Source organism: Sulfurovum sp. XGS-02 (genome assembly GCF_023213175.1).
In the GTDB taxonomy this organism is placed as follows: Bacteria; Campylobacterota; Campylobacteria; order Campylobacterales; family Sulfurovaceae; genus Sulfurovum.
Window position 1 is genome coordinate 1496554 of the sequence record NZ_CP093312.1, and the last position, 14180, is coordinate 1510733.

The window sequence follows — 14180 nt, forward strand, 5'->3', positions numbered from 1 at the left end:
TCAATGTCCCACTTTCTCATGCTAAAATGCTACCCTTGTATTTTTTCATAAAAATAATTCGTCGCTTCCACAAACCCATCCACAGAACCACAGTCAAAACGTTGACCCTTAAATTTATAAGCGATCACTTTACCTTGTTTGGCTTGTTCTAAAAGTGCATCTGTGATCTGAACTTCTCCATTTTTACCCGGTTTTGTTTCTCTAAGTATATCAAAGATATCCGGTGTAAGGATGTATCGTCCGATGATAGCCATGTTGGTCGGTGCGTCTTTTGGGTCCGGTTTTTCTACCATGTCTGTTACTCTGTAGGTATCATCTGTATTGTCAACCAGTTTTCCGGCTATCACACCATACTTATATGTCTCTTCCTTAGGCACTTCTTCAATGGCGATGATGGAGCATTGGTATTTTTCATACACTTCTATCATTTGATTAAGTACACCATCATCCCCATTGGTACAGAGATCATCCGCCAAAATAACGGCAAATGGCTCATTTCCTATAAGTGTTTCTCCTGTAAGGATAGCATGTCCCAGACCTTTCATCTCTACTTGTCTTGTGTAAGAGAAGGTACATTGGCTGATGAGAGAACGGATCTCATCTAAGAGAGGCTCTTTGCTCGTACCTTTGATCTGCTGCTCAAGTTCATACGAAATGTCAAAATGGTCTTCTATCGCACGTTTACCGCGCCCTGTAATAATCGCCATCGTGTTGAGACCTGCTTCCAGTGCCTCTTCTACCCCATACTGGATGAGTGGTTTAGTAAGGACCGGTAGCATCTCTTTAGGTGTAGCTTTTGTTGCCGGAAGGAAACGGGTACCGTATCCTGCAGCCGGAAATAGACATTTTTTGATTTTCAAATTTTTTTCTCCCATTCTAATGTTGTTTGACAGATGACTTCCAGATCATCATAGCGCGGTTCCCAGTGCATGGCATTTTTTATTTTTGTATTATCAGAGATAAGGATAGCCGGGTCACCTGCACGTCGCTCTTTTAGTTCAACCGTAAAATCAACACCGGAGACTTTTTTCATCGTATCAATGACCTCTTTAACCGAGAAACCTCGACTGTACCCTACATTGAACACATCGCTTTCATACTCTTCAAGATACTCTAAAGCCTCTATATGTGCCTGAGCCAGATCTACGACATGTATATAGTCTCGGATACCCGTACCATCAGGAGTAGGATAATCATCTCCGAAGATATACATCTTTTCACGTTTACCAGTGGCTGTTTCTGCCGCTACTTTGATGAGCAGTGTAGCATTCTCAGTGGACTGACCGATACGCCCGTCAGGGTCAGAACCCGCTACATTAAAGTAACGCAGTGCAGCATACTTGAAATCATCACGGGCAAAAGCCGTATCTTTCAGTACTCTTTCACTCATGAGCTTGCTCATCCCGTAAGGGTTGATAGGGTCTGTAGGGTCACTCTCTTTAAGGCCTGTCTCCAAGTTGACAACACTTGAATCAGGTTCCCCATATGTAGCTGCCGTGGAGGAGAATATAAATTTCTTGACCCTGTTTTGGGTAGCATATTTTATAAGGTTAGCTGTATTGGCAGTATTGTTAAGATAATATTTTAAAGGGTTCTCAACGCTTTCCGGTACCACAAGAGAAGCAGCAAAATGGATAATGGCATCAAACTTATTTTCATGCATGATCTTTTCGACCTTGTGAAAATCAGAAAGATCTTCTTTGATGAAATTCAAGTCTACACCATTTTCTTTTGCGATGACCATTAAGGTATCGATCGTCTTTTGAAATCCTGTAACTAGGTTATCAAGAATGGTAATTTGATGATCACTGTTTTCAAGCAGTAACTTAACCACATGGCTACCGATGTACCCTGCTCCACCTGTAACAAGAATTTTCATAAACTACCTCCCTTTATTTAATCTAACTATTGACATCACTCAAAAAAATGCTGATACTTTAACCAAAAGATCTCATATTTGTGTCATACAGAAACTGCAAACAATATCTGCTCTCTGTTCTTGCTGTAAAAGAGTCTTTTATTTTATAGTCTCCAAGTAGGATTATCAATAATACCTTTGATATCTATCAGTACAGGTTCGCCTGCACTAACTTGTTCCAATTTACTGTGTTCAAGTGCTTTAAACTCTTTATGTCCTACGGCGACGATAATAGCATCATACTTTTTATTTTCTTTTATAGGGTCACTGATGAAGGCATAGTTTTTCTGATCCACATCTTTTTCTTCGATCCATGGATCATAAGCATCAACTGCACATCCATAATCTACCATCTCATCTATGATATCAAAGACTTTGGAGTTTCTAGTGTCTGGGCAATCCTCTTTAAAAGTCAAACCAAGCACTAGTACATTAGCACCTTTAATTTTCTTATCATGTGCGATCATCTCTTTGATCGTACGTTCAGCTATATACTTACTCATACCATTGTTGATCTGACGTGCGCCAAGAATAAGGTTTGGTTTATAGCCAAGCTCTTGTGCTTTATGCGTTAAATAGTAAGGATCAACACCGATGCAGTGCCCGCCAACCAAACCAGGAGCAAGCTTGATGAAGTTCCATTTTGTTGCAGCAGCATTAATGACTTCAGTCGTATCTATCCCCATCGTGTCAAAGATGAGAGCAAGCTCATTGATCAATGCAATGTTTACATCTCTTTGGGTGTTTTCAATGACCTTTGAGGCTTCAGCTACTTTGATAGATGATGCCAAGTGCGTCCCTGCTGTGATGATGCTTTTATAAAGATCATCCACCACTTTTGCGATCTCAGGTGTAGAACCAGCAGTGACCTTGAGGATCTTAGTCACTGTGTGCTCTTTATCTCCTGGGTTGATACGCTCTGGAGAGTAACCTGCAAAGAAATCATCATTGAACTTCAAGCCACTCATCTTTTCAAGGACAGGTACACACACCTCTTCAGTGACTCCAGGATACACTGTAGACTCATAAATAACAATATCATCTTTTTTTAACACTTTCCCCACAGACTCGGAAGATTTAATAAGTGGTGTAAGATCAGGACGATTTGAACTGTCGATAGGTGTAGGAACAGTCACTATATAAACATTACAATCAGCAATATCATCAAGATTAGCAGTAAATGACATACCGTGTCCCAAAGCTTCTTTCACTTGTGTTTCACTCAGTTCAAGCGTACGGTCCACTCCAGAGTTAAGCTCATCGATCCTCCACTGCGCAATGTCAAATCCTACAACTTCATATTTCTCCGAAAATGCATGTGCCAAAGGCAAACCTACATATCCAAGTCCGATCACAGCTATCTTATGGGGCATATGTATAATTCCTGATTTAAATTGATAATATTATATCTAAAAGGGGTTAGACTCTAATGACCTGACACTCAAAACAAATACACATCTCTTGAATAAAGATGAAATTACAATGAAAAGGTGGCATATCTACAATGTTTCAATAAATACTTCCAAATAATAATTATGAAAAAAAAGGAACTTGCATAACATTATTTGAGTATTACCGCTGTTAGACCTAAGTCTTCCAGCAGTTCATCTGATCGATCCATTGTTATGATCCTTAACCTCTTATAAGGACAACCGTTCGATATCCTTCACTGTAACTTGAGAGATCACCTGAATATCCTTACGTTCATCCTCTACATTGGCTTTCTCTTCTCCTGCTTTGGTAAAAAGTGCCAACTCATTGAGTGTGTTGCCTACGATACCACCCTTGTTGAGTTTCAACTCTTTTTGCGTATTGTTATAGACAACAGTATCTCCTTGACGTATCGTTAAAGTTCTGTCTATCGTCGGAGCACTGACTGACACCGATCCCATATTAAAGTTACGTAGATAATTGATATCTAGATCCAAGGTCAAACACGATGGTGTACCTTGACAAGATCTTCCAGCTTGTTTCAGATATTTTTCTATATCCTCTTTAAAAAAGCTGGCTAACTCTTTCTCGTTCGGATAATGCTTTTCTTCTTCACTGAAGTCATAGAAAACATGATCGGTCAATGTGACATTCACCTGTCCTACCTGATACCCTTCTGCACTTTGCAGTGTCTGTTTCGCTTCTGTACTCGGAGAGCTGCCTGCACACCCAGACAGCCCTACAAGACCAACCATTCCAAATACCATACTAACTACAACATTTCCAACTCTTTTTTTACATTGATTTAATGACATTTCTACCCTTTTTTTTCATACTATTACAAATAAACATACTACAGAACAAGACCAGCTAATGCTGTGTAATCTGTTCATCAACATACTACCCCTTAAAACCCAATATACCCATAGCCTCCCCATAACTATCTGCATATCTCTTGTCATCCTCCTTTTATTTATTTTTCATTACCACTCATCTTGGATGTAAAGAGAGTCTAGTGTACGTTTCGCTCTTCTTTTGAGATCTTCGTAAGTGTATTCTTTAGTTGGTTGGAGGTCACAAAATGTGACCTCCATTTTTTGCGGTGCCAATTTGACACTGCAAATTACAGAGAATATTTTATAACTAATTTCTTATATGGTGTCTATTAGGTTTAACCTGATCGCAATATGCGACTAGTTTATTTTTTATAAAATTATATCTTGAACTTGAAGTCACAATTTGTGACTTCAAGTTTTAAAACTCTATTATGTAAATACAAATAATGTTAGAATACTCACATGAACCAAGATCAAGACCGTATAAAGTCCACTATCAAATATTATAATCGAGCTGCTCAAAGACTTATACCAGCCTATGATTCTGCAAAAATGTCAATTTTTTATAATATATTACTCAATAACCTTACACACGGATCAAAAATATTAGATATTGGATTTGGATCTGGGAGAGATCTTGCATTTTTAAGAGATGAAGAATTTGAAATCTGGGGTGCTGATCCCTCACAGCAATTTGTAGACCATGCTAAAAAACGTTTTGAAGATATCTCTGATCATTTCTTTAATACTTCTCTACCTAATCTTAATCTACCAAAAGAATTAGAGTACTCTTTTGATAGTATCATCCTTATAGCAGTTTGGATGCATTTACCCAAAAGTACGTATGAGTCATCTATTAAATCACTCTGTTCTTTCTTGAAACCTGGTGGAAAGATAATACTTAGCTACAGCATTACAGCAAGAGCAGAAATAAGTGATCGTTACTTTGAAAATATAGACACTACATTACTTGAAGCACTTTTTGAAGAATATGAGTGTAAGAAAATCTCTAAAAACACCAATAAAGATGGTCTTGAGGAAAGAGAGATTACATGGGTAACAGAGGTTTATAGTTATGATAAGCTTTGAATCACTTAGCCAAATCAACAAAATCATCGAACAAGATAAAATCTCAAGTACTTACAAGTTTGCACTATTGAAAAATACTATAGATGTCTGTCAACGTTATGATCATCTTATCAAGATCGAAGGAAGTCAAGCAAATCTTCCTTTGGGATTAATAATAGAAGGGTGGATCTTTGACTACTTTCCATTTGTATTTAACCGCATACGTCAACAAAACAGTGGTCGAGTACTCAATAAACAAATTGAATCCATCTATGCTGAACTATTTGAATATATGAAACTCTATCCTGAAAAAACTTCTTGGCAAGATGCGTATGCAAAAGTTTATATGAAGTACCTTTCGATGGAGCTTGATGCTATTCAATCCTCATTATTAATAAAATTATCTAAAGAGATGGCAAAAACCATTACTCAAATGCCAATGAAGTACTCTGGTGAAGAAAAATATGAAATTTATTTGCCAGAAAGTAAAACCTTTGGGAAAATATCCAAAACAGAAAAATTCAATAGAGAGTTTCTAATTGAGAACTTTGGAAAATTCACTATCAAAAAAGATCATTATCATATCTTTCGATATATGGGTCAAAGCCTCTATGGAAACTCTACTATTGCCAGACGTTGGAGAGAAACTACCTACAAACTCAATCAAAATAATTTTGCCACCGATAAAGTAGATGCAATGATTTATAAAACCATTTTTTCAGACAGGAACACTACTGTTGGAAGAAAATATCTACCAGATGAATGTCAATGTGTGTGGAGTGGGAAAAAATTACATCAAGGTAAATATGATATTGATCATGTATTACCTTACTCTGTCTGGTTCAATAATGACCTGTGGAACCTACTTCCTTGTGATCCAAAAGTAAATGCTAAAAAGTCAGATAAGATCCCTTCACCTGAACTCATACTAAAACAAAGTGATTTGATTGTGTCTTATTGGGAAATGTATGAGGAAAAAGCTAAAGAACTTTTTGAATATCAGATCAAATCATCACTAATGTCAGCAGAAGACAAAGTGATAAACAAAATAAAACTGATAGAAGCACTTAGTGAAAAATCAAATTATTTAATTTCACAAAGAGGATATAGTGCTTTCTCTCTTTAATTACTTATAATAAATATAAAATGAATTTAATACAAATTATCATAATAATTTTAAAATTTTTATGGGATTATTTTTATGAAGTGGCTCCGGCACCAGGATTCGAACCTGGGACCAAATGATTAACAGTCATCTACTCTACCGCTGAGCTATGCCGGAACAATGGTTGAAAGAAGCGTATGCTTGTTTCGTGGGTGAGATTATAGGGAAAAAGTCCTTTAATGTCAAGAGTTTTTTAGGCTTTTTTGTAAAATTCTACACCATTTGTTGAAACTTGCTTTATTTTCTTTTTATCTAGAAGATCTTCGACTCTTTTTTGGCTCTCTTCATCAAAAAGCGCTTCGATGTCTTCTGCCGTCAAAGGACGTTTTGAGAGCGTCTCGAGGATCTCCTCTTCAGAGTAGCTCGAAGCGGAGATCTCTGCTTTTTTTCGTGAGGCGATGTAGACCGGTAAAGAACTGTCAAAAAGGTGACTGATCTCCAGAAGCTTTTCATAACTCACTGGCTTTACATCATAGGCAGGCGGTCTGTCTATGGTTCCAATGTCGATGCGTGTGGGTTGGAGTTTCAGCAGGTATTCGTTGAGCTTGACAATCTCCTCTTCAGAGTCGTTGAGTGTTTTGACGATGAGTATCTCTATAACGAGCGGTCCTTTGTATCTGCTTTTGAAGGCCAGCATCCCTGCCTTGATATTCTCTACATCGATACCCTTATGGGAACGGTCAAGTTTATGCAAACACTTTTGTGTGGCACAGTCCAAAGAGAGTTTCACTTCATCGAGTTTCAAGAGTGCATCCTGCACCTTCATAACATCGATGTTGGCTGCATTGGAAAGGATGAGTGTCTTGGTAGTGCCTTTGAAGCTGTTGATCTCATCTATCAGCTCTGAAAGATAGGGGTAGAGTGTGGGTTCACCGTTGGCCGTGAGCGTGATGAAGTCTATGTCACCATGCTCTTTGAGTGCTGCTTTCAGTGCAGTGGTCACCTCCTCCACACTCACGACATCCTCATAGGTATCCATAGTCTTGGCCGGGTCAAGTTCACAGTAGAGACAGTCAAAGTTACACTGCTTTTTACCCGGGCTCAGGTCAACCCCTAAGGATTTGCCAAAACGTCTGGAATGTATGGGACCGAAGATCACCTTTGGCACGTTTTCAGTTTTATCAGACATCACTTCTCTTTTTTAGTAATCTTTGACGCTTTTTTTCCAATTTCTTTTCAAAAGCCTCTACCGTATGCTTCTCTACCAGTTTGTCACGGTTTTCAAGTTTATACCCAAGCTTTGCTTCAAATTTCAAGAGAGCGATCTTTTTGTAGAGTTCCATGATCTTCAGGTTGGTCAATCCTCCCAGAAAATTCCGCATCAGACTCAATTTCTCTCTTAGATAAGCTTCTTGCGTTACATCACTTTCACTTAACGCAGTCAGCTTCTCTTTATAGGTATTGCTGTCTATCAGCTCCATCTCGAATTCTTTGTTGATGAAGTAGTCAGCCACGGTCGTAAAATAGTGAGTGAAAGGTTTCTTGATCTTCTGTACCTTTTTTGAACCCCACAGATACTTAGCAGCGACCTTCTGGAACTCTTTTCTTAACGCTTCTATCTCATCATCCACTGGCACCAGTTTTCCATCTTGACGTAATCGAAAGTTCCTGTTAAAAGCCATGGAGATGGTATTCATGGTATTTTGAAACTCCGTTTTGGCATTGCTGGAACGGTTCAGCAGTGCGATAAGAAGATCTTTGATCTTCATCTTATCATAGTGCACGCTTTCATAGCCAGGTACGCTAAGTGTTTTTAAATGAACCAGTTTACGTATATCTTTCACCCGCACTTCACTCTTGATGGAACGCAGGAGTATCTCTTGCAGTTTTTCTTTGGTGTAAATGTTGAGCGAATCGATGATGTCTGTCACTCGGTACCTGTTCTCATCCGCCAGGTCCATCGCCTGGCACAAAATGGTTTTACCTGTAATGTTTTGGACCGTAATGCCTTTGGATGCAAGATACTTCTCTTCCAAAGCAATAGCATTAAGCACATACTCTTTTAAATAGAGATACTCAGGGTACTCTTCCAGCTCATACACACGCTTGACCAAAGAAGCCAACGCATACACTCTGACATCGTCCGGAAGGTTTTCATAGAACTCATACTTGAAGATACGTCTGAAGTTATTGAGGTTCGCGTTGAATCTAAGTGGTCTATCGAAAGTTGCTGAAGCCTTTTGCAGCATCTTGTCCAGGATCACCTCACCGTCATGGCTGAATGCCGTATGTCCAATATCATGCAGAATCCCTACAATCTTCCCTATCTTGAAAAAGTTCAAGTCGACATCATTTCCGAGTTGTCTGCTAATATGGTTGAGGATATACTCTGTGCTCAATCCTACTTCCATCGAGTGGCTGTAGCGGTTTCGTATACTGTCTTTGGTACGCTTGGAGAGATACATCGGGATATCTTTAAGACGTACGAAGACTTTGTGTCCTACGATCCCGAGTTCACATTCCTCAACCGCAATGTGATAATGTTCTCTCATCATCATGCCCTTTCAGGGATTATTTTTTACTCACCCTCTGGCATTCGCTTACGAAGTGTTTTGCATTTTCTACAGGAACGTCCGGGAGGATACCGTGTCCGAGGTTAAAGATGTGTCTTTTACCACCCATGATCTCCTGGATCGCTTCTACACATGCTGTTGTTGCCTCTTGAGAGTAGAGTCTGCATGGCTCCATGTTCCCCTGAAGGACGTATTTGTCACCCAGTTTCTCTTTAGCCAATGCCATAGGTGTTCCCCAGTCCACACCGAAGACATCAAAGTTTCCATACACTTTTCCACTCGCTATAAATGCTGCAACACCTTTAGGGAACATGATCACCGGAATATGCGGGTACTTCTCTTTAAGATACTCCGCGATCTCTACCATGTATTTCCATGAGAACTCGTCATACTTGCCCGGTTCGATCGCTGCTGCCCAAGAGTCGAAGATCTGCACGACATCGACACCCGCTTGTATCTGCTTCTCCATGTAAAGCTTTACAACATCGGTGACTTTTCTAAGGATATTGTGAAGAAGTTCAGGATTTGAATACATCATCTTCTTACAGATATTGTAGGTTTTGGTTCCCTGTCCTTCTATCATATAGGTTGCCAGTGTCCAAGGAGCACCGGTGAACCCGATAAGCGCTTTTTCATCACCTCTTGCATCGAGCTGTGCTCTAAGAAGTTCGATCGTCTCATAGACATAGGTAAGTTTGCTGGCCGCTTCTTCACCGCCGATAAGTCTGTCCAGATCTTCCTGTGATTTGAGCGGGTCGGAAAATTTCGGCCCCTCCCCTTTTACAAAGCTCAGATCCATACCCATCTCATCAGGGATCACAAGAATATCCGAGAATAATATAGCCGCATCCACACCCACGATATCAAGCGGCTGGATCGTTACTTCTGCTGCCTTTTCAGGGTCATGACACAAGTTAAGGAAGTTTCCTGCTGCTGCACGTACTTCCATATACTCCGGTAGGTAACGTCCTGCCTGTCTCATCATCCATACCGGTGTGTATGGTGTCTCTTTCCCTAGACATGCGTCTACAAATATTTTACTCAATTGTTTTTCCTTAAAATAATTCTCTTCTTTTTTACAAGAAGGACTTTCAGAAGAAATCATTTAGTGATTTCTTTGCATCATGCTTTAACATGGAAGTAACCTTAACGGTACAGCGAAGCAAAAGGAAGCACTTCCTTTTACCGTTTCTCTAGTGTTTACCTACTTTACCTAAAAAATAGAGCCCTACTGCCAATGCGGTAATAGAAAGTGCGAAATACATCATCTCGATAGGTGTAGCAAAGTTCGTATGCAATACCCTTTGAAAGAAGTTCACCACTAAAACCATCACGATGACCTTTGCGATCTTATCTTTAAGCTGGTCCAGTGAATCAATCGCCAGCAGTTTCGATCCGTTCTTTCCGCTTGCCTCATCGATATCTGAAATGAAAAGCTCATAGAGTCCAAAAGAGAAGATGAACATCACCACGGCGATCAGATAGAGGTCGACCGCACCGATGATCCCGGCTACGATATCTTCATGAAAGTTTTCAGGGTGTGCATGTGTGATGATCGTGTTGAGTGTATAGACACCTACATTCCATATATCCATGGATGCGACGACAAAAAGGATCACTGCACCCACTAGACCAAAGACCACAGCCAAAAGTACGATAAATCTACTTCTCCAGATAGTACCTTCAAATAGTCTTTCAAGCATTAGGCATTTTCCTCTAATTTGATCCATTTTTGTGCGATTCTTACCGCATTGGTCGCAGCACCGACCCTTACCTGGTCTGCTACACCCCAAAGGTGTAAGATATTCTTCGCATAGATATCTTTTCTGATACGTCCTACATACGTATCATCTGTATCTGTTGCGGTCAAAGGCATCGGATACTCATTTTTAGACATGTCATCTACCACTTTTACATTTTCAAAGTTACCCAATGCTTCTCTTGCTTTGTCTACATCCACATCTACATCCTCTCCAAATGTGATCGTGATAGATTCGGAATGGCTTCTGAGAACAGGTACACGTACACAGGTTGCAGAGACCGCAAAGTCACTGTGCATGATCTTGTTGGTCTCGTTGACCATCTTCATCTCTTCTTTCGTGTAACCGTTCTCCTGAGGCACATCGATATGAGGGATGACATTGAGTGCGATACGGTGGGCAAATGCTTCCACTTTCGCATCATCAAGTGTAAAGTTGAAGAAGGCCTGCATCTGTTTTACAAGCTCTTCCATCCCTTTTTTCCCTGCACCGCTTACTGCCTGGTAGGTACTTACATCCACTCTTTTGATCCCGTAAAGGTCATGAAGAGGCTTCAGAAGCTGTACCATTTGAATGGTCGAACAGTTAGGGTTGGCGATAATACCTGACTCTTTCCAGAGTGCAATGTCTCCAGGGTTTACTTCAGGTACCACAAGTGGTATATTTGGATCCATTCTGAAGTGGGAGGTATTGTCAATGACCACTGCTCCGGATTCTACTGCATACTTTGCATAGTGTGCAGAGATACTTCCACCCGCTGAAAAAAACGCGATATCTATACCACGCCCTTCAAACACCACTTCTGTCAATTCTTCTATCTTGTACTCGTTCCCTTGAAACTCTATCGTTTCACCTGCCGATCTTGCACTTGCCAAAGGCAAAAGATTTGATACAGGAAAGTTTACCTCTTCCAAAACTCTAAAAAGCTCTTCACCTACGGCACCACTTGCACCGACTACTGCTACGTTATATTTCTTCACGCTATTCTAATCCTAATGTATTATCTGTATTTTCTGTATCTTCACCGTTATTCTCATCCGGCGTCTCTTCTTTTTGGCATTTTGCAATGCTCACCACTCTGTCTTTTGCATCTACGTTAACAATCTTCACACCTGATGTGTTACGTCCCGCTTTACGGATGGTTTCCATGTCCACACGTATCATCTTACCGATACTCGTCAGACACATGAGGTCTTTGTCTTCCTCTACAAATACAACACCGACCACATCACCTGTTTTAGGTGTGAGTTTCATAGAGATAACCCCTTTACCTGCACGGTTCTGTTCACGGTACTCACTTGCAGTGGTACGTTTACCCAGACCTTTTTCACTGATCATCAGAAGTTCATCATTCTCATCTTCGATGGTCGTAGCACCGCAGACATGGTCACCCTCTATCTTGAACTTGATCGCAGTCACACCGCGTGATACCCTACCGATCTCCCTTGCATCTTCTACTTTAAATCTGATACAGAGACCTTTTTTCGTTGCCACAAAGAGCCATTTTGTATCTGGCTTCACGATCTTCGCATCAACGATCGCATCATCTTCGTCAAGGTTGATCGCTCTTACACCATTGCTTCTGATGTTCGAGTACTCAGAGAGGTTGGTTCTCTTCACGATACCGTTTTGTGTAAAGAAAACCAATCCTTTGTCCGCTTCAAAATCCTCCGTAGGGATGATCGCCATGATCTTCTCATCCTGCTGAAGGTTGATAAGGTTCACTACTGCTTTACCTTTAGCTGTACGTGATCCCTCAGGGATACGGTAGACTTTGAGCCAGTAGAGCTGTCCTCTGTCTGTAACGAACATAAGCGTATCATGGGTATTTGACGTAAAGAACTTCTCGATGAAGTCATCATCATAGGTCGTCACAGCGATCTTCCCTTTACCGCCACGGTGCTGCTTCTCATACTGCTTCACCGGTACACGTTTGATGTATCCACGGTGTGTGATCGTTACGACCATCGGCTCATTTGGAATCAGGTCTTCGATATCGATATCATCATAATCATCCACGATCTCTGTACGGCGTGGGGTTGTGTATTTTTCACGGATCTCAATCAGCTCGTCACGGATGATAGCGTTGATCTTCTCTTCACTCTTCAAGATCGCTTCAAGTTCTGCGATAAGTTTAAGCAACTCATTCAACTCATTCTCGATCTTCTCTATCTCTAAACCAGTCAGACGTCTCAGTCTCATCTCCAGGATCGCTTTTGCCTGGATCTCTGAAAGTTTGAAGCGTGACATGAGGTTTTCTCTGGCTTCCACATCATCTGAAGAGGCACGGATAATCTTGATCACCTCATCGATGTTGTCCACAGCGATCTTGAGACCTTCCAAAATGTGTGCTCTTGCTCTTGCCTTTTCAAGATCGAAGATCGTTCTTCTGATCACCACTGTTTTTCTGTGTTTCAAGAAAAGGTCGAAGAGCTCCATAAGATTAAAGACTTTTGGCTCTTTGTCTGCGATCGCAAGCATGATGATACCGAACGTCACTTGCATCTGTGTACTTTTGAAAAGGTTGTTCAGTACGATCTCACTCATCGCGTCACGCTTAAGTTCGATCACCACACGGATACCTTCTCTATCTGACTCATCACGAAGTTCTGAGATACCCTCTATCTGTTTGTCACGGACAAGCTGTGCAATGTTTTCTATGAGTCTTGATTTATTGACCTGGAAAGGCAGTTCATCGATGATGATGATCTCTTTAGAACCTTTTTGTTCTATGTGTGTCTTCGCACGCACTTTGATACGTCCGCGTCCTGTCGTATAGGCATCTGTGATACCCTTGCGACCAAAGATGATACCACCTGTTGGGAAGTCAGGACCCTGTACGATCTTCATCATCTCTTCTACTGTAGAGTTCGGGTCATCTATCCTTGCGACCAATGCATCCACAAGTTCATCCAATCTGTGCGGAGGGATGTTCGTAGCCATACCGACCGCGATACCGCTTGAACCGTTAAGAAGCAGGTTCGGTACACGTGAAGGAAGTACATCAGGCTCTTGGATGGAATCATCGTAGTTTGGTACAAAATCAACTGTGTCTTTGTCCAGATCAGAGAGAAGCTCTTCAGCGATCCTTGTCATACGCGCTTCAGTATATCTCATCGCTGCTGCATTGTCCCCATCGATCGAACCGAAGTTTCCTTGCCCATCCACAAGCGGTGCCTGCATAGAAAAGTCTTGTGCCATACGTACAAGTGCGTCATAGACCGAAGAGTCACCGTGAGGGTGATACTTACCGATCACATCCCCGACGATACGTGCGGATTTTTTATACGGACTTCTATGTGCAAGATGAAGATCATTCATTGCATAGAGGATCCTTCTGTGTACAGGTTTCAACCCGTCTCTCGCATCAGGTAATGCCCTACCAATGATGACGCTCATAGAGTAGTCAAGGTAACTTGACTTCATACTATCTTCAATTAACACTTGTCCGGTATTTTGTTGCTCTTCAAACAGATCGCTCATGCATTT

12 protein-coding genes and 1 tRNA gene are annotated in these 14180 nt (G+C 40.9%); 2 read left to right on the plus strand and 11 right to left on the minus strand.

The window, feature by feature from the left end:
- Positions 1-29: 29 nt before the first annotated feature.
- From galU to MN086_RS07390, 4 genes are all read right to left on the minus strand, one after another.
- Complete coding sequence (galU, locus tag MN086_RS07375; RefSeq protein ID WP_248575375.1) at positions 30-875, minus strand: UTP--glucose-1-phosphate uridylyltransferase GalU; 846 nt, start codon at positions 873-875, stop codon at positions 30-32.
- Positions 857-1879: a UDP-glucose 4-epimerase GalE gene (galE, locus tag MN086_RS07380; protein ID WP_248575376.1), complete on the minus strand. Its 1023-nt coding sequence runs from the start codon at positions 1877-1879 to the stop codon at positions 857-859. Before galE ends, galU begins: the two co-directional genes overlap by 19 nt.
- Before the next feature lie 143 nt (positions 1880-2022).
- Positions 2023-3291 (minus strand): nucleotide sugar dehydrogenase, encoded by a 1269-nt coding sequence (locus tag MN086_RS07385; RefSeq protein WP_248575377.1) that lies wholly within the window; start codon positions 3289-3291, stop codon positions 2023-2025.
- 267 nt (positions 3292-3558) lie between these two features.
- Positions 3559-4164 (minus strand): hypothetical protein, encoded by a 606-nt coding sequence (locus MN086_RS07390; RefSeq protein ID WP_248575378.1) that lies wholly within the window; start codon positions 4162-4164, stop codon positions 3559-3561.
- A 483-nt stretch (positions 4165-4647) separates the two neighbouring features.
- Here MN086_RS07390 and MN086_RS07395 point away from each other — a divergent pair, with 483 nt between their 5' ends.
- Both MN086_RS07395 and MN086_RS07400 read left to right on the plus strand, forming a co-directional pair.
- The gene (locus MN086_RS07395) at positions 4648-5274 is read left to right on the plus strand and encodes a bifunctional 2-polyprenyl-6-hydroxyphenol methylase/3-demethylubiquinol 3-O-methyltransferase UbiG (protein ID WP_248575379.1); all 627 of its coding nucleotides are present in this window, start codon (positions 4648-4650) and stop codon (positions 5272-5274) included.
- Complete coding sequence (locus MN086_RS07400) at positions 5261-6379, plus strand: HNH endonuclease domain-containing protein (RefSeq protein ID WP_248575380.1); 1119 nt, start codon at positions 5261-5263, stop codon at positions 6377-6379. Before MN086_RS07395 ends, MN086_RS07400 begins: the two co-directional genes overlap by 14 nt.
- 81 nt (positions 6380-6460) lie before the next feature.
- Here the strand turns inward: MN086_RS07400 and MN086_RS07405 are convergent.
- The 7 genes from MN086_RS07405 to gyrA form a co-directional block, all read right to left on the minus strand.
- Positions 6461-6535 (minus strand) — tRNA-Asn (locus MN086_RS07405).
- Between the two features lie 76 nt (positions 6536-6611).
- On the minus strand, positions 6612-7547 hold the full coding sequence (locus tag MN086_RS07410; protein WP_248575381.1) for a radical SAM protein: 936 nt from the start codon (positions 7545-7547) through the stop codon (positions 6612-6614).
- Positions 7540-8910 (minus strand): HD domain-containing protein, encoded by a 1371-nt coding sequence (locus MN086_RS07415; protein WP_248575382.1) that lies wholly within the window; start codon positions 8908-8910, stop codon positions 7540-7542. The genes MN086_RS07410 and MN086_RS07415 overlap by 8 nt, the downstream gene beginning before the upstream one ends.
- 19 nt (positions 8911-8929) lie before the next feature.
- A complete protein-coding gene (gene hemE, locus MN086_RS07420; RefSeq protein WP_248575383.1) occupies positions 8930-9976 on the minus strand; it encodes a uroporphyrinogen decarboxylase in 1047 nt (348 codons plus the stop codon).
- Positions 9977-10124: 148 nt separating this feature from the next.
- Positions 10125-10634 (minus strand): YqhA family protein, encoded by a 510-nt coding sequence (locus tag MN086_RS07425; protein WP_248575384.1) that lies wholly within the window; start codon positions 10632-10634, stop codon positions 10125-10127.
- On the minus strand, positions 10634-11671 hold the full coding sequence (locus MN086_RS07430; RefSeq protein WP_248575385.1) for an aspartate-semialdehyde dehydrogenase: 1038 nt from the start codon (positions 11669-11671) through the stop codon (positions 10634-10636). Before MN086_RS07430 ends, MN086_RS07425 begins: the two co-directional genes overlap by 1 nt.
- 1 nt (position 11672) lies before the next feature.
- The gene (gene gyrA, locus MN086_RS07435) at positions 11673-14174 is read right to left on the minus strand and encodes a DNA gyrase subunit A (RefSeq protein ID WP_248575386.1); all 2502 of its coding nucleotides are present in this window, start codon (positions 14172-14174) and stop codon (positions 11673-11675) included.
- Positions 14175-14180: the final 6 nt, after the last annotated feature.